The sequence below is a fragment of the Thermogemmatispora tikiterensis genome, from assembly GCF_003268475.1.
In the GTDB taxonomy this organism is placed as follows: domain Bacteria; phylum Chloroflexota; class Ktedonobacteria; order Ktedonobacterales; family Ktedonobacteraceae; genus Thermogemmatispora; species Thermogemmatispora tikiterensis.
The window spans coordinates 288,570-304,788 of record NZ_MCIF01000002.1; the positions used below are offsets into that span (position 1 = coordinate 288,570).

17 protein-coding genes and 2 pseudogenes are annotated in these 16,219 nt (G+C 58.4%); 12 read left to right on the forward strand and 7 right to left on the reverse strand.

Going from position 1 to position 16,219, the window contains the following annotated elements; genetic code table 11:
• The 12 genes and pseudogenes from A4R35_RS01340 to A4R35_RS01395 all read left to right on the forward strand — a co-directional run.
• A pseudogene (locus A4R35_RS01340) lies at positions 1-265 on the forward strand (catechol 2,3-dioxygenase); the annotation flags it as partial.
• Between the two features lie 128 nt (positions 266-393).
• Positions 394-1,896: an aromatic/alkene/methane monooxygenase hydroxylase/oxygenase subunit alpha gene (locus A4R35_RS01345; protein ID WP_112425825.1), complete on the forward strand. Its 1,503-nt coding sequence runs from the start codon at positions 394-396 to the stop codon at positions 1,894-1,896.
• Positions 1,897-2,030: 134 nt separating this feature from the next.
• A complete protein-coding gene (locus tag A4R35_RS01350; RefSeq protein ID WP_112425827.1) occupies positions 2,031-2,282 on the forward strand; it encodes a toluene-4-monooxygenase system B family protein in 252 nt (83 codons plus the stop codon).
• A complete protein-coding gene (locus A4R35_RS01355; protein WP_223258135.1) occupies positions 2,269-2,649 on the forward strand; it encodes a Rieske 2Fe-2S domain-containing protein in 381 nt (126 codons plus the stop codon). The genes A4R35_RS01350 and A4R35_RS01355 overlap by 14 nt, the downstream gene beginning before the upstream one ends.
• A gap of 6 nt (positions 2,650-2,655) precedes the next feature.
• Entirely contained in the window at positions 2,656-2,955 is a 300-nt protein-coding gene (locus A4R35_RS01360) for an MmoB/DmpM family protein (protein ID WP_223258136.1), read from the forward strand.
• A complete protein-coding gene (locus A4R35_RS01365; protein WP_112425831.1) occupies positions 2,952-3,977 on the forward strand; it encodes an aromatic/alkene monooxygenase hydroxylase subunit beta in 1,026 nt (341 codons plus the stop codon). The genes A4R35_RS01360 and A4R35_RS01365 overlap by 4 nt, the downstream gene beginning before the upstream one ends.
• Positions 3,978-4,028: 51 nt before the next feature.
• On the forward strand, positions 4,029-4,616 hold the full coding sequence (locus A4R35_RS01370; RefSeq protein ID WP_146747077.1) for a luciferase domain-containing protein: 588 nt from the start codon (positions 4,029-4,031) through the stop codon (positions 4,614-4,616).
• Positions 4,617-4,654: 38 nt separating this feature from the next.
• Positions 4,655-5,728 (forward strand): alcohol dehydrogenase, encoded by a 1,074-nt coding sequence (locus A4R35_RS01375; RefSeq protein WP_223258137.1) that lies wholly within the window; start codon positions 4,655-4,657, stop codon positions 5,726-5,728.
• A 33-nt stretch (positions 5,729-5,761) separates the two neighbouring features.
• The gene (locus A4R35_RS25175; RefSeq protein WP_112425835.1) at positions 5,762-5,983 is read left to right on the forward strand and encodes a hypothetical protein; all 222 of its coding nucleotides are present in this window, start codon (positions 5,762-5,764) and stop codon (positions 5,981-5,983) included.
• Positions 5,934-7,106 carry an epoxyqueuosine reductase gene (locus A4R35_RS01385; protein WP_112425837.1) on the forward strand — a complete coding sequence of 391 codons (1,173 nt, stop codon included), beginning with the start codon at positions 5,934-5,936 and terminating at the stop codon, positions 7,104-7,106. Before A4R35_RS25175 ends, A4R35_RS01385 begins: the two co-directional genes overlap by 50 nt.
• A 322-nt stretch (positions 7,107-7,428) precedes the next feature.
• Positions 7,429-8,751 carry an NAD(P)/FAD-dependent oxidoreductase gene (locus A4R35_RS01390; protein ID WP_112425839.1) on the forward strand — a complete coding sequence of 441 codons (1,323 nt, stop codon included), beginning with the start codon at positions 7,429-7,431 and terminating at the stop codon, positions 8,749-8,751.
• A gap of 280 nt (positions 8,752-9,031) precedes the next feature.
• A complete protein-coding gene (locus A4R35_RS01395) occupies positions 9,032-9,283 on the forward strand; it encodes a hypothetical protein (protein WP_112425841.1) in 252 nt (83 codons plus the stop codon).
• 147 nt (positions 9,284-9,430) lie between these two features.
• On the opposite strand, the gene A4R35_RS01400 is transcribed toward A4R35_RS01395, so the two are convergent.
• The 7 genes and pseudogenes from A4R35_RS01400 to A4R35_RS01430 form a co-directional block, all read right to left on the reverse strand.
• A complete protein-coding gene (locus A4R35_RS01400) occupies positions 9,431-9,880 on the reverse strand; it encodes a GntR family transcriptional regulator (RefSeq protein ID WP_223258486.1) in 450 nt (149 codons plus the stop codon).
• A gap of 45 nt (positions 9,881-9,925) precedes the next feature.
• Positions 9,926-10,228 (reverse strand): annotated as a pseudogene (locus A4R35_RS25180) (GntR family transcriptional regulator); the annotation flags it as partial.
• Between the two features lie 245 nt (positions 10,229-10,473).
• Positions 10,474-11,355: an alpha/beta fold hydrolase gene (locus A4R35_RS01405; protein WP_112425845.1), complete on the reverse strand. Its 882-nt coding sequence runs from the start codon at positions 11,353-11,355 to the stop codon at positions 10,474-10,476.
• Positions 11,356-11,479: 124 nt separating this feature from the next.
• Positions 11,480-12,466, reverse strand: a complete 987-nt coding sequence (locus tag A4R35_RS01410) for a VOC family protein (protein WP_112425847.1) — start codon at positions 12,464-12,466, stop codon at positions 11,480-11,482.
• A gap of 133 nt (positions 12,467-12,599) precedes the next feature.
• Complete coding sequence (gene hcaB, locus A4R35_RS01415) at positions 12,600-13,412, reverse strand: 3-(cis-5,6-dihydroxycyclohexa-1,3-dien-1-yl)propanoate dehydrogenase (RefSeq protein WP_112425849.1); 813 nt, start codon at positions 13,410-13,412, stop codon at positions 12,600-12,602.
• A 325-nt stretch (positions 13,413-13,737) separates the two neighbouring features.
• Positions 13,738-14,247, reverse strand: a complete 510-nt coding sequence (locus A4R35_RS01425; protein ID WP_112425851.1) for a 3-phenylpropionate/cinnamic acid dioxygenase subunit beta — start codon at positions 14,245-14,247, stop codon at positions 13,738-13,740.
• Positions 14,248-14,309: 62 nt separating this feature from the next.
• Positions 14,310-15,629, reverse strand: a complete 1,320-nt coding sequence (locus tag A4R35_RS01430) for an aromatic ring-hydroxylating dioxygenase subunit alpha (protein ID WP_189361204.1) — start codon at positions 15,627-15,629, stop codon at positions 14,310-14,312.
• Between the last annotated feature and the right edge of the window lie 590 nt (positions 15,630-16,219).

The window sequence follows — 16,219 nt, forward strand, 5'->3', positions numbered from 1 at the left end:
CATCCAGATCGAGGCCGGGCCGGGCAAGCATGGCATCAGCCAGGCCTACTTTATGTATGTCTTCGAGCCGGGGGGCAATCGGGTGGAGCTGTTTGGGGATGCGGGCTACCTGATCTTTGACCCGGCCTGGAAGCCGATCACCTGGCATGAGAAGGATCTGGCCAAGGGGATCATCTGGTATGGCTCCCCGCTGCCCGCTGAGTACTTCCTCTATGGCACTCCGTCGCCAGAAGTGGCAGCTGCCCTGAGCCAGGCCGCCAGCTAGAGCCTTATCTTGTTCGAATCCATAGCTCAGGGGGACCTATCCCTCTCCTCATCCCCCTGAGCTACCCCCAGACCTGGCACATTCGAGGCTGATCTTGCCCCATGAGGAGACCAAGGAGGTAAGGAACGATGCCCAAATTGAGTCGTCCAGACTACTATGACCTGACCAGAGATATGAACTGGCGTCTCACCTACGTCAGCGAGAAGGAGGCTTTTCCGCCAGAGCTGGCTGGGGACGACTACGGCATTCCGCCAGCTGAATGGTGGAAGTGGGATGAGCCATACAAGCTCACTTACCGCGAGTATATGCAGAACCAGGCAGAGAAGGACACGATGTCCTACTCTGTCAAAAGCGCGATCGCTCGCTCGCATCTCTTTGACCAGGTAGATGCGGGCTGGAAGGCAGCCATCGCTGCTCACTATGGAGCCATTGCGATTCCCGAGTACCAGGCATCTTTCGGGGAAGCGCGCATGGCCCGCTTTGGCCGCGCAGCCGCCTGGAGAAACATGGCAACGTTTGGCACGCTGGACGAGACCCGCCACGGCCAGATCCAGCTCTTTTTCCCGCATGAGCTACTGGGGAAAAACCCCCAGTTTGACTGGGCACACAAGGCTTTCCACACCAACGAGTGGGGAGCTATCGCCGCGCGTCATCTCTTCGACGATATGTTCACAGCCAATCACGCTCTCGGTACGGCGATCCAGCTCACCTTCACCTTCGAGACAGGGTTTACCAATCTCCAATTTCTGGGCATGGCAGCCGACGCCATGCATGTCGGCGATGTGGAGTTCGGGGCCCTGATCTCCAGCATTCAGACCGATGAGGCTCGTCACGCGCAGCAAGGTGAGCCTACCCTCAAGATCCTGGTCAGGAACGGCAAGAAGGCCGAGGCCCAGCGCCTGGTCGACGTCATGTTCTGGCGCAGCTGGCGTATCTTCTGCCTGCTCACTGGCCTCTCCATGGATTACTACACGCCGTTGGAGCATCGCTCCATGTCCTTTAAGGAGTTCATGGAGGAGTGGATTATCAAGCAATTCATGGACCAGTTCCGTGACCTGGGCATGGATACCCCCTGGTACTGGAATACTTTTATTGACGAGCTAGACTGGTACCATCATGGTCTCCACCTGGGAGTCTGGTTCTGGCGTCCGACGGTCTGGTGGAATCCTGATGCCGGTGTAGGGCCGGCTGAGCGCGACTGGCTGGAGGCCAAGTATCCTGGCTGGAACGACACCTGGGGCAAGCGGTGGGACGTGATTACCGAGAATGCCAGGAAGGGGGAAATCACCAAGACCCTGCCCCAGACCTTGCCGATCATCTGCAACCTCTGCCAGATTCCTATTATTACCCCCGCTAATCCTGGAAGACAGCAGGAGCTGGATCCCTACGTCACTGAGTATGGCGGCAGACGCTATCTCTTCTGTTCCGAGCCGTGCAAATGGATCTTTGACCAGAACCCGGGCCGCTATGCCGGGCACAAGACGGTGGTAGATCGTTTTCTGGCAGGCGAGATTCAACCTCCCACCCTGGAAGGAGCGCTGGCCTACATGGGCGGGCCTCACCTCGTGGGAGGGCGAGACGCCGACGATTTCGCCTGGGCCCGCGATCCAGTGCTGGCAGGAACACGCTAGTGTTCTCCTCCTGTCCTCCAAGGGGGAGGGTGGCATGGTATGGTCTCAGCCAGCCGCCCACCCTCTCCCCACCCCTTCATCAGATAGATCTACGTTCAGCTGGCTGGTAGTAGAGTAGAAAGGAGAGCGATACTGTGGCTCTGATTCCACTCACAGCAGCGTTTCGTGAAGATTTTGTGGTGCAGCTTGTGCCAGTTGAGGATAGCGATACCATCGCAACCGTGGCTCAGAAAGTGGCAGCGCACGCTGTAGGGCTGCGCGTGGCCCCACGCCAGTCCCCCATGCAGGTGATCTTTCAGGGCAAGGTCCTGGACCCGGAGAAGAAGGTGGCAGACGTCCCCCTCAGCCCAATGGATTTTGTGGAGGTACGCTATGCCGATGGATGAGGCGACGCTGACCTGGATCGAGGTGGCAACCCTCGATGAGCTTTGGGAGGGAGAGATGCTAGAGGTAGAGGTAGATGGGCAGCCTGTTCTTCTGATGCATCTCTCTGGTGGCGAAATCGTAGCATTCCAGGGCGTCTGCCCCCATCAGGAATATCCGCTTGTCGAAGGGGAGCTGGATCTTGACACCGAGACGTTAACCTGCTCCGGTCACCATTGGCAGTTCCACGCTCGAAGTGGTTGCGGGATTAATCCCGAGGGATGTACCCTCTACCGCTACAGCGTCAGGTTGGACGGCTCAACGATTCTCATCGGCTATCCGACAGGCAGCGAGAGCAGGCAGCGTTACCATCGCTGCAGAGAGGAGTAAAAATTGGTGAGTCGCGAACACCTCGTAGGCCCAGTGCTCAACGACCGGGCTATGTTCGAAACGGTCCTGGAAGCAGCAGAGATTGACAATCCTGGCGTAGCGCTCCAGACAGAGGACCGCGAGGGCTATTTTCGCATCGCTGCCCCTCAGCGACTCCGCCTGAGCCGAAAAAGCCTGGAGGAAGTACTGGGAAGACCGTTCAGACTGGCAGAGCTGGAGCCATACCTTTCTAGCTTTGGCGGGCGCATGCAAATAGTCGGAGAGGAAGAGTTGATTTTCTACCTTGAGCGAGGAGCTGAGCCATGACATCCTCATCGCCATCCACCAGACAGCAGAGACGTCAGAGGAGCTGGAGCCTCTACACCGAGCAGCGTAAGCCCAGCGAGTATGAAATCGTCACTCATCGTCTGAATTATCATTTTCGGCGCGCGCCAGCCCCGTTTGAGCTGGACCCTGACATGCCCCTCAATCGCTGGTATCTTCGCTATCGAGAAGGCTCCCCGTTCCAGGTAGACGACTGGGAGGGCTTCAGAGACCCTGCGCGCCTGACTTATCGGGCCTACATCCAGCGACAGCGCGAGCGTGAACTGTACCTGGATAACCTTATCGATGAATTTGAGCGCAGAGATCACTTTGCTTTACTGAAGCCTGATTGGGTGTGCTTTCTGGAACACCTGTATCTCCCCAGCCGTTTCGCTGGTCACGTGCTGCAGATGGTCTCTCTCTACGTCAGCCAGATGGCTCCTTCCTCCTATATTACAGTAGCCTTTCACTTCCAAGGGGCCGATGAGATGCGCCGTGTCCAGCGCTCGGCCTATGTCGCGAAAGCGCTCTCTCTGGCCCACTATCAGGAGCTCGCTGATAGCCAGAAAACCAGAGCAATTTGGGAAACGACCCCCGCCTGGCAGCCTGCACGCGAGCTACTCGAAAAGCTGCTGATCGCCTACGACTGGGGTGAGGCTTTCACCGCCCTGGCCCTGGTGACAAAGCCGGTCTATGATGCCTTCTTTAATGAGCAGCTTGGGACGCTGGCCCGTCTCAACGGCGATGACCTGCTGGCCCTCATGGCTGATGATTTCGCGCTGGATCAGAAGCGTCACCAGGACACCGCGCGGGCCCTCGTACTCTACGCTCTTGAGCGGAAGCCAGAGCTGCGCACCACCCTCAATGGCTGGGTGGCAAAGTGGGCCCCTGCCGCTCACCGGGCCGTGGAAGGCCTCGCCACATTCTTCAGCTGGGCCCCGCACCCGCTGGAAAAGAAGGCAGTGGTACAGGCCGTTGGTCAGCGTCTCCAGGACTTCCTGAAGGAGTGTCAGCTCTCGCTGTAAGCGCTGGGTCTTGGCAGTTCGCTCGCACTCTGCGCCAAAGGGGACCCGTGTATGCGAGCGAACTGCCAGGTAACTCCCTCACAGGAGGACCAGAGCAGCCCGGTGGTGACGGACATGAAGAGCAGCTATGGCTATCTTCCCCCAAGCCTGCGTCGCCTCCCCGTCAGGCAGGGCGAAAGGCCATTGATTAATCCGCGCTATCCTTGCCTGCAGGATAATCATTGGGCCCCACCCAGGATACGGGAGCAGTTCTTGCGATGGCTGGCAAAGCTGGAAGGGGTCTCGTTAGAGTCATCGGACTTACCGCCAGCTGCCCAGGCCCTCGTACTGGCAGAACATCTGGCCAAAGGAAAGCCAGAGGCATTTATCCGCGGGAAAACATTCGCCATTGTTCGTGCGGATGGCAGTGTCCATCTTCTGCTGGAACCAGCGTGGGGCCAAAAAGTGCTGGACAAGGGCTGGGGAAGTGTTCACCCCCTGGCCCGGTATATGGCTGGAGCTATTCCGCCTCAGAGCCTGATCCTTTACGCTCCCCGTGATCAGCGCGATCTGGCAGTCCTGAGACGGATCATTCTGGCAGCGTACAGCTTCGCCTGCGGGCGCATTGGAACGCAGATCTTGCCAGATACGGCCTGGTAGCCCTGGGCAACGCTACGAGTGACAAGGAGGGTTTGACAATGTCAGCGACTATGAAGGCTGCTGTCTATTATGGTCCACAGGATGTTCGGATAGACGAGGTCCCTCGACCGGCCCTCACCGATCCTCACGCTATGGTGGTCCGTGTGCGCGCCACTTCCATATGCGGCTCTGACCTCCATATCTGGCGAGGAACACTTGACGGCATTATGAAGCGGGGCAGTTCCCGGCTCGGCCATGAACTCTCGGGAGAGGTCGTCGAGGTAGGCTCGGCTGTGGGGGCCTTCAAGCCGGGAGATCGGGTGACTATGGCTTACTCCGCTTCCTGTGGAGAGTGCTACATGTGTCGCGTAGGACAGACAGCGCACTGCCTGACAACGCAGAAAGCGGTCTATGGTTTCGGCACGGCCTTCGGCGATCTCAACGGCTGCCAGGCTGAATATCTACTGATTCCTTTTGCAGATGCCCACGCGATGAAGGTAGCCCCCGGGCTTTCCGACGAGCAGGCACTGACGCTCTCATGCAATCTCCCCTCGGCAGTCATAGCCAATCGGTTAGCGGATCTCCAACCCGGCGAAAGCCTGGCGGTGGTGGGCCTGGGTCCAACGGGCCTGATGAGCCTTGAGCTGGCTTTAAAACGTGGCCCCGGACTCGTCTTTGCCTTTGATCCTGTGCCCTACCGACGGGCCTACGCGCAGAAAACATATGGCGTCACTTCCCTGTCGCCCGACGAGCAAGGACTCCAACAGGTCAAGGAGGCCACCGACGGGAGAGGAGTAGACAAGGTGATTGAGGTGGTCGGCACGCCAGCAAGCCTGCAGCTCTCACTCGACCTGGCCCGCCCCGGCGGAACGATCGCCGCTATCGGCGTTTTCCCAGACAACCAGTTCAATTTGAATCTCGCCGATGTGTTCTTACGAGACCTCTCGCTCCACATGAATGGCTTTGCTAACGTGCAACCCTTTATGTGGGAAGCTCAGCGATTAATCCTGACAGGAGTAATTGACCCCTCCAGACTGTTCTCTCATCGCTTCCGGCTGGATGAGGTCAGCGACGCTTTTAGAATTTTCAACAATAAAGAGCAGGAAGTACTTAAAGTACTCATCGCTCCTTGAGAGAGAGGAAGGGAGGGAGGAGAGACCATGCCAATGCTTGAAGTGCTCTATGCGGGCCAAAAAGCTCTTTCGGCTGAGCAGAGGCGAGCCTTCGCAGATGCAGCCGAGACGATCTTTCAGCAGGTCCTGGGAACTCCTCGCGGTCGCCTGCGCCTCTTTTTCTTTGACCTCTCAGCAGAAGGTCTAAAGGAGGGTGCTTCAAGAGATGGACCTGTCCCCCGCAGTGAGCGCGCCCTGGGCTTATCTGACGGATAGGCGCGCTCTTGAGTTGCAGATGGCAGCAGAGGCCCGTGGCTTTCTCGTGGCCTGGGCTCCGATCGAGCTGCCGGGAGAGTGGAAGCAGAGCTACCAGCAGTGGGTGGCTGAAGGGCGCCACGCGGGCCTTGGGCAGCTTGCCCGGGCGCTGGAGGTGCGTCTAGACCCGCGTCTCCGCTTCGCCTGGGCCAGCAGCGTGATGATCCTGGCCGCCCCTCATACCTACCCCGATCCCGGCCCCCCCTCGGGGGGAGTACGGATCGGGCAGGTGGCACGCAAGTTCTGGGTGCGCGAGCCAGATCCTTTTCTGCTCAAGCGCCTGCTAGAGCCTCACATTGCAGCCCTGAAGGAAGTAGCCAGCCGGTTAGGGGTGCGTGTTCGCGACTATGTCGAGCAAGGACCTTTGCCCTTGAACCTCTATGCTGTTCTCTCTGGCCGCTTCTGGAGGGGATATAATGCGATGCCCAATAGTACAGACTTTGGGACGCGCGTGACGCTCACCTGCCTGCTTACCGACATTGCTCTGGATCGCTTCCCTCCTCCCTCGCACCCCGACCGGTGCGGAGAGTGCCGCAGGTGCCTCAGTTCGTGCCCGACTGGGGCTCTCCTGGGAGACCGGCGCGTTGACTTGCGGCTCTGTATCTCCTACTGGACAACAAGCTACCAGGGGGTCATCCCGCTGGCATTCCGGCCTGCTATCGGCAACTGGCTGCTTGGCTGCGACGTCTGTCAGGACGTTTGCCCGTGGAATTGGAAGACCGAGCGGCTCCCCCAATGGTGGAAGGGATTCAGCGTGGACCCAGAGCTGGCTCACCCAGACCTTTGTGATGCCCTGCTCCTTTCGACACGGGACTTTGCCCTCAAGTACAGGCAGAGCGCGTTTGAGCGCCTCGGGCGCGTGCAAATTGCCCGTAATGCTTTGATCGTCCTGGCCAACACTGGGGAGCAGGTCTATGCACCGCTGGTCAAACAGGCAGCAGCTGATCCGGCCCCTGTGATCCGTGCTACTGCATCCTGGGCCCTGCTCCGCCTCGGACAGAGAGGCGAGGCAGAAAAGTTGCTGCGTGATCCCTCGGACCTGGTCAGAGCAGAGACAAGAGAGGCACTGGAGCACTTTCAATAGTGAAAACCGACAGCCCTTATTGATCTCGTTGCAAGAGCTGCAGGATCATGCGCAGCTCTTGCAACCCTGGAGAGAACCAGGAGAACCACACACGTCTGGTTCTGCTTGCCCTACGTACTTGTTCGTTCGTTCGCTAGCTCAAGCATCAGACAAGGAGCCCTCCAAGGAGCCTCTGCCACGAGACAGGCTCGATTGAGGGAAGGGCTTTGCCGCCAGCCTGTCCATCTGTCTGGGGAGACGAGGAAAGCAGAAAGGCGCTTTCTCTGAAAGACAAGTATGTGATAACCCCTTTGGAACAGAAGTTGGAAGGAGGCAATCGTCAATGAAACAGCGATTTCTCATCATAGGAGCGGGCCAGGCAGGGGTCTCTGCAGCAGTGACTCTCAGACATGAGGGCTTCGATGGGGAGATCATGCTGATCGGGGCCGAATCTCATCTACCCTATGAACGACCACCTCTATCAAAAGATTATTTGCTCGGCCAAAAACCTATTGATGATCTATTTATACACAATAGCAGGTTCTATGTTGAAAATCACATTCAAACACTGCTTGGGGTGAAAGCTGTACGAGTAAATCCCTACGAAAAGGTCGTGGAGCTGGCGCGAGCGAACTGCGTTCGACCCACGATTGCCTATGATAAATTGCTCATTGCCACCGGTGTGCGCAATCGGAAGCTGAGGGTCCCCGGGGCTACACTTGAAGGGATCTACTACCTCCGCACCATAGAAGAGGCTGATGCTATCCGTCAAGCCTGCCGCAGCGGTCAGCGCGCAGTGCTGGTTGGTATGGGCTTCATTGGCTGCGAAGTAGCGGCATCGCTGCGCCAAAGCGGTATCGAGGTCGTAGCCATAGAAGCCTATAAGACCCCTTTGTACCGCGTCGTCGGTGAGAAAATAGGGAAAGTATTTGAAGAGATTCATCGCGAACATGGCGTGCGCTTTCTCTTTGAAGAGACAATTGTCGCTTTCGAGGCATCTCAGCGAGTGCAGTGTGTCGTCACCAGCAGTGGCCGGCGGATCGACTGTGACTTTGTCATTATCGGCGTGGGGGTTGAACCTGTCACAGAGCTGGTGGAAGGAAGCGAAGTACAGATAGAAAACGGTATCGTTGTTAATCAATATTGCCAGACTCAGGTGCCAGACATCTACGCTGCCGGTGATGTCGCTAATCACTTCCACCCCGTGGTAGGTAAAAAGATGCGGGTGGAGCACTGGCAGAATGCCATCTCTCAGGGCAGAGCCGCTGCTCTAAACATGTTAGGCAGGCGGGAACCCTATCAGGAGGTCCACTGGTTCTGGTCTGACCAGTACAAGTATAATGTGCAGTACGCTGGCTTCCCCTGTGCCTGGGATCAGCTCGTGGTGCGAGGAAAGCTCAACGAGCACAAATTTACTGCCTTCTATATGCAAGAAGGCAAGGTTATGGCAGTGATTAGTATCAACAGAGGAAAGGATATTTTGCGAACTATACCACTAATACGGGCGCAGATCCCCGTAGATCCGCTCAAGCTGCAAGACGAAGCCACAGATCTCCGCTCGCTGCAGCCGAGAGCTGTGCACTTGCGTCGCTCCCTTAATCACGGAGGCAGCTTCTCCGAGCTACCCTCGGCCTCTGAAACTGAGAAGGGACAGCTCCAGCCGTAGGGCAGCAATTTCTAACACCTGATGTATGACGAGCACGGAGGATGCGAAGCGCAGTAACCAGGGACGCCGCGGCTGCTCAGCCAGCTGAGCAGCCGCGGCGTTGCAGAGCGGACCAGATCAGCTGGCTTGCTGAGCGCCCCGCTTGTAAGTAGCATGGAGCAGAGAGGGTGCCCCCCGAGATGCTTTCTTTCTGAGGAATCTCTCGCGATGAGAGGGGGCATAACGATCAGCGCTCCCCCCGAGCGATTCGCGGGCGAGAGGCGGGAACAAAGGGGACGCCGTGAGGTTCAGGGATTTCACTGTTCAGCTGTGCGATGGGCACCGCGTGGGCATTGCTGTGGTTGGGCGGGACGATGCCTTTCCCATCATATCTTGTCATGGCTCGGGCAGTTCACGCCTGGACGTGGGCCTGCTGGTCACCCAAGCGGAGCAGGCAGGGGTGAGACTGATCGCCCTCGACCGACCTGGTGCGGTTGCTCCGACCCACAACCTGGCTATCGCCTGCTCGCCTGGCCTGATGATGTCATTGTAGTCGCTGATCACCAGAACCTCAAGGGCTTGGCGGGGCAGGCTTCTCCGCTGGCAGCCCCTATGCCCTGGTCTGTGTCGCCAAAATCCCGCAGCGGCTTACTGTCTGCGGACTGATCAGCACGGTTGCCACCGGCGATGCAACGCGGGGTCAGTCTGGGTGACGAGTCTGTCTCGTGAGCTGCTGGGTGGCTGGTTTCGAGGAGGCTAGAGGCTCCGTGGGAGCGAAAAGCTCGGCAACACGCAGCACATGCTGCTCCATAAGTGTCCGTGCGCGGTGCGGATCATGAGCACAGAGCGCAGCAAAGATGGCCTTGTGTTCCCGCTGGGAGGCCTGGCGGCTTGTGAAGAGCTGTTTCGAGTAACCTGTATATTCGAGCGTATCCCAAAGCTGGTCGATCAAGTCTCTGATCACAGGCAGGCAGGCTGCCTGGTGGATGAGTCGGTGGAAATCGCGATTGAGTGCACCATAGGTGAGTGAGTCGGATGATTGTTCATCCATCTGCTCCAGGAGCGATTGAAGCTCGGCCAGCGTCCTCGGATCGATCTGTTGGGCCGCGCGAGCTGCGAGAACTCCCTCAAGGGCAGCTCTTGCAATCATACGCTGATATGTCTCTTCCGATGGAGTGATTCGAACGAACACCCCAACCTGGGGGACGACAGAAAGGAAGCCTTCGCGCTCAAGGAGTGAGATCGCCTCCAGAACGGGAGTTCGGCTCATTGCCAGTTCTGAGGCAATTGCGTTCACATCGAGGGCAACGCCGGGTTGAAGTTCACCTTCGAGGAGCAGCTGCTTAAGAAACTGATAGGCCCGATCGCGTTTCCGGCTACGGGAATTCACAGATTGTGGTTGTTCCTGTGGCTGGCGCATCCTCTGCATACATCCTCCAGCTTTCGCGAGTATCATAAGCATTCTAGCAAATGAGCAGAGCTGAGTTGTTGCCATCATAGGATGATTCGGGCAGGTGAGCAAAGACGGGCTGCAACCCGAACATTAGTATTTCTGCCAGGGCTAACCAAGAGCGACGAGGAACCCGCCCCGCCTCCGGGATAGAGGACCCGGGGTCAGCAGCGGGTTCCTGGTGTTGCCTCAGCTGCCGGAGACTGATGTGTTATTCCCCTCGAAGGGCCCAGCGCGCTGCACTCCTGAGCCGAGCGCTGGCGAACTATGAGCCAGTCTTGTGAGCGGTGCTACTATGCCGGGCTGGCTTCTGTTCGTTCCGCCTCATGCCGGCGAGCTGCCGTCATGGGGTGTTGCAAGAAGGCCCGGATGTCAGCCTGCATAGCCTCCCAGCGTTCCAGCTGTATCCAATGTCCGCAACGATCGTAAACCTTGAGTTCGGCAGCTTGCAGGTGCTGGAGGAGCCAGATACTGCTTTCGAGCGGCACGATGCGGTCAAAGCGTCCATGCAAAATCAGAATCGGATGCCGGATTCGGCTGAGCAGGGCAGGAGGTAGTGGGGTTGGGCCGTCAACCATCATCGCCTCGTAGGCCTCCAGGGCCTCCGGCTGTGCTGCCAGAGCATAGCGGCGCTCCACGAGTTCATCCAGGTCAGGAATAGCCTCGTCCGAGTACAAGAAGGCCCGGAAGACCTGCTTGAGGCGTGCTGGCCGCAGATCCGTTGAGAAGGAGCGCATCAGGGCCAGTTCCGGCCCAGGTGTGAATGCCCCCCCAGCTGGGCCCATGAGCAGGGACGGGCCGAAGCGTTCTGGCACCTCGATCAGCAGCTGCAGAGCCAAATACCCCCCCATCGAGTTACCGATGAGGTGCGCGTTATGAACCTGGAGAGCGTCGAGGAGTCCCAAGACCTGCTCAACACGCAGCCCCATCCAGGCTGTCCAACCGCGGGGCCAGGGGCGACGTGGAAGCGACGTTTCGCCGAACCCCACCAGGTCGGGCGCGATGACGTAAAAATCGCCGGCGAGATCGGGAAGAATACGCTCCCAATTGGCGGCAGCCGAGGCTCCCGGACCGGCCCCATGCAAGAGGACAAGGGCCGGGTTAGCCGGATCGCCCCCAATCCAAGAGTGGGTTGTGATCGCGCCAGTCTGGATCCACTGCTCCTGAACCGGCATATTCTGGCTCTCCTTTCTTCCAGCTTCCAGCTGTATAGCGAATCAGATCAAAAGGCGGATGGTGAGCATCCCAACCGTGTTGTGTTTACTGCGCTCATCATCCCGGTCGTACACGCCGTTCCCCCTAAGCCGGAGTAGTGAGCGCCATAGACCCCATCTGATTGATCGGGCGCTGCTCACCCCACCAGATCAGTCCGTCGATGTAGTCCTCTTCGGTCCATTCAATAGACTGCCAGTCTGGATCGAAAATCAGATAGCTCCCGGAAAAGATTTCGAGTCGATGGCCACTGCCTGGATCGCGGACATAGGTAAAGAAAGCGCGAGAGATGCCGTGACGACCTGGACCCAGGTCGATCTTAATATTGTGTTCCGCGAGGATATCATTCGCTCGCAGCACATCCTGCCAGCTATCGAGCCAGTAGGCAACATGGTGCAGGCGAGCGGGGACAGGATCAGCAGGAGGCTCGAAGACGACACCGAGGGCTACGTCATGAACCAGGGGTGTGACACTCATCCATGCATAGATGGTGCCCGGACCCTGGAGACGGATATGTTCTCGCAGGCGGAAGCCGAGCATATCGAGATGGAACTGAATCCCCTGGCTGACGGTCTGATGGGTCGTCTGCAGGTTTACATGATCAATGCGAACGGGGGAGATCCCTTTCCGCCAGGCCTTGTGGGGCATGTTTTTCATAGTCGAGCGAGTCTCAGGTGGCGCCTGTGGCTTCTCTATGTCAAAGTAAAGCTCGTAGGTATGACCGGCATGCGGCACCTGGAAGCGCAGGGCACGTCCCTGGCCTAACTCATCACCTGGCCTGACAACCTGGCAGCTGATCCCCTGCTCTTCAAGAAGACGCTGATAGGCATCGACATCTTCAGATCGCTCGGTCCGCCAGGCGACATGATCGACACGCGCCTGTTCTCCTTTGCTCAGAACAAGGCTGTGGTGTTCCCACTCACCGTATGCTCTGAGGTAGACCTCGTTCTCGCTGCGAGCAATCTCCTCCAGTCCGACGATTTCGCTCCAGAACCAGAGCGACTTGTCAAGATCCGGCGTCACGAGATGGATGTGCCCCAGTTTCGCGATACCCTGGCGATGTGCGTAACTCATGCTTCCTCTCCTGGCTTATTAGCCTTTTTACACGTCAGCGGCCAGAAGGCCCCTGCTGGAGGCAGGGGAAGGAGACTTGACATGGCCCTGTCCGGTGGTGGCATGGGGCGGTGGTACAGTGAGGCTTCCCCGCTTACGTGAGGAGCCCCGCCAACCTGGCGATCCCCCGCACCCCAAGGCCTCCGTCCGAATTAATGACAGTTCCTGTCACCCCCCTTGACAGCTCCGGCGAGGCCAGATAGAGATAGGCCCCAGCATGATCTTCAGGATTGAGAACCAACTGCAGCGGGTTCCCCTGGCGCATCAAGTCCTCAATCCCGGGCGTCTCTCGGAGACGTAGTCCTTCCTGGCCAAGCGAGCGGAGACCGCGTAAGTTGGTGAGCGTTCCCCCCGGCGCCACGCCATTTACTCGGACCCGCGGGGCCAGCTCGAAGGCCATTTCGATCACCAGCCCCCGCGTTGCCCACTTGGAGGCTATGTAGAGAGGGCCACCCCCGTTCGGGTAGAAGGACGAATTTGACAATGTGTAGATGACGCTACCATTGCTCTCAACCAAAGCGTCCCAGGCTGCTTTGGTTGCAAGCATGTAGCTCTTCACATTGACATCCATGATCTCCTGAAAAGCTGCATCAAGCTGATCAGGTTCCAGTGTCTGGATTGATGCAAAATAATCCCATATGCCGACGCAGCAGACGAGGCAATCAAGCCGACCGTAGCGTTCGAGAGCCAGCGCTACAGCGCTCTGATTTGCGCTCCAGGTGGTGGCGTCGCCGACCACCCCTGCCACCTGATCGCCGTGCGCCTGTTCCAGGTCAGAAATGCGTTCTGCCACCACATCGAGAACGACGGCCCGGGCTCCCTCGTGGACAAAAGCATCGACGACGGCCCGTCCGATACCCGAGCCACCACCTGTAACGAGGGTGGTTCTTCCCTCAAGAAGGCCCATGAGTATCCTCCAATCCATTACCCGCATGGCCCGTAGCTTGTGGGGCGCCCGGAGGGCCATAGGGGTGTTCGAGAAGCCGTGCGAACGTTTCAGGTGTTTGCCATGTCAGACTTTCCAGTTCTAGCGGATCCAGCCGAATTTCGAACCCGAGACGTGGGGAAATGATTTGGAGCCGGACCCCATTGCGGGTATAGACGCGGCGCACCAGGACAGACGCAAATTCGTTTCCGATCTCCGTTGGCGGGTCAGCGGTGAGAATATCGCGGTCCCCCCAGTCTGGAACGGGAGTAACTGCAGTAGGGCGATGGGCTGGCATGAGGACACCTCACAGGAAAATCGCCAGGTTGCGTGTCAGCACAATGGAATGGTCGAGGAGAACCCGCCGCCTGGCAAGGCGCAGAGAGCCTTCAACCCTGCGGAGCACGTCGTAGCGCTCGGCGCTGAGAATATCGTAGGTCGGGTCATCGCCACGTGTGCGATAGACGAGCACATTGGAGCGTACGAGAAATTCATCCTGCTGCTCTCCAGGGGAGACGCGGATATTCGTGACGAAATGGCGCGTCCGCGAAGGAGGGTCTTCAGCCCAGGCGTACTCGGTCGCGAGGCGTTCGATGCGCTTGCGGAGCGACCACTGGTTCTCCAAGAAGTGGCCAGTTCCGTCAAGGATCCCCTCCCCCTGGGAGCGTTCACGTGTTACCCGTTGCGGCAGTTCATACTGCACATCCTCGGAGAGCAGCGCGAGCCAATCGTGGTACTGCCTCGCGTCCAGGAGTTCAGCTTCACGGTAGAGAAACGCCTCGATCTCACGGTGGATAGGCTCCGTCACGGCAGTCATAATGCTCTCCTTATCGCTCATTCTTCCGCGCTGCAGAGGGGAGTTCACTAGTGTACCGCTACTTAGCGACTATTGGAACACATCCACTCGAAGTAGGTCGTCCAGAAGTGCCGCTGGGCATACTCCGTATAGTCTACCGGATAGGCCTGCCCGGGTCCTGGCCAATCGGTGAGCGGTTGCAGATGGTCCAGGCCCATGCGGTAATTTAGAGGGATCGTCCGGGCTAGTTGTCCTTTGGCCACCTTCGTGATACTCGACCAGTTCTCGGTGTCATCCTGCTCGAGGGTACCAGAGGTTCCGAACTGGAGCACATAAGCCCGGTACGAGGCTTCTTTCCACTCCTCTGGGGCATCCCGCTCCACAAGGTACCAGCTCCAGATTTCCATCCGGTCTGGCCCCAGAGGTCGCCATACCCGGATAGTGAAGTAGGCTACTGGTGGTGTACCCGGCATAATGCCCGGCGCGTTCAGGAAACTCAAATTAGGAAAGAGCGTAGAGTGACTTTGCCAAAGGTCGTGATCCATAATGGCATGGTGGGCAGGCGTGAGATTGGCGCGCATTGCTCCGATCAGATGCGGATAAAGTGCCGCATATGGCAGGTTGGGAACGTAGCCGCCAGCCCAGGGACCGACGATCGCCTGAGGGCCATCCTTGTGGAAATTGGCGTCGGGGACTGGCAAGATACCAACCTCGACCGTGCTCCGGTGAGTGAAGGCCGTGTGGTAGGCGTCGCCGATGAAGTTATCTGCTCCGAGTTTCCAGTTAGCGGGGAAAATCCAGCGATCGGGTGCACCGCGCACCTCTAAGCCAGCGGTGCTCTTCTTGAGGTAGAAGTCCAGATAGAAGGTCGCTTCTCCTAGATACTCTCGCAGCGGAACTGCTTCGGGGTCAAGGTTGACGAAGAGGAGCCCCTCATAGCTCTCCAGCCGCACGCTGATCAGCGGCCACTCCCCCCGCTGGAGTCCCTCGGTCCCATACACTTCCCGGTGGAAGGGTACTCCGATCAGCTCGCCCGTGTTCTTGTAGGTCCAGCCATGATACGGACAGCGGAAGAAAGCGGCGTTGCCCGCTTCTGCCCGACAGACCTGCATGCCTCGGTGGCGACACATGTTGTAGAGAGCCCGAATTTCACCGCTCTCCGTCCGTACGATGATCAGTGGATCATCGGCCACGTAGCGCACGACGTAGTCACCCGGCCTGGGAATCTCCGACTCATGCGCGACAAAATGCCAGGCTCGGGCATAGATGCGCTCCTTTTCCAGTCGGAAGATCTCTGGATCGCTGAAGAGACCGGCAAGCAAATAGGCACGCTGCAGGAACTTCTCCTGGGCAGCTGCCAGATACTCTTCTGGTCCTTGCACTCGCTGCGCGGTTACTGTCATGGCAGCACCTCCGGTTCCGAGCTTCATTGGAAGCCCTTAGCACTAAGGCGTTCCGTCTGCCGAGCGGCTGACTCCAGCATCAGCGGCAAAGCTGGCGACAACGATCAGCAGCCGGCAGCTGGTGGGTCAGTCCCCATTCGCTCCCTTGGGGCCACAGGGCCACCTCTCTCACATACTAGCATATTAGTATACTAACATTTTAGCATTCGCCTGTCAAGGCCTCAAGCGAGGGCTTCGCCATAGTCTGGTCTGATCCGTATAATCCCTTTGGCCAGATTCTGCTTGTGCCAGGTAGGGGTTTAGTTCAGGCGTCGGGGACTCGGCTGGCCGACCGGGATCTGATCTTGGGAGCAAGGAAGCTGGTCAGGGCAAGAGCACAGCGCCAGGGGCCAGCTTCCCGAGGATCACCCATGTCAACCAGAGGCAGGTGCCCACCCGGCTTCTTCCTTCCTGCTGCAACCGCTAGCTGCTACATGCTACAACGGAAGCAACACGATGCACAGGGTCCCAGGAGACCCTGTGCGCGCCTGAGAGACGGGCAGCCACGCGAGGAGCAGGCTGGCGACGCTGTGCGCGGAGGCAGGCGCTCT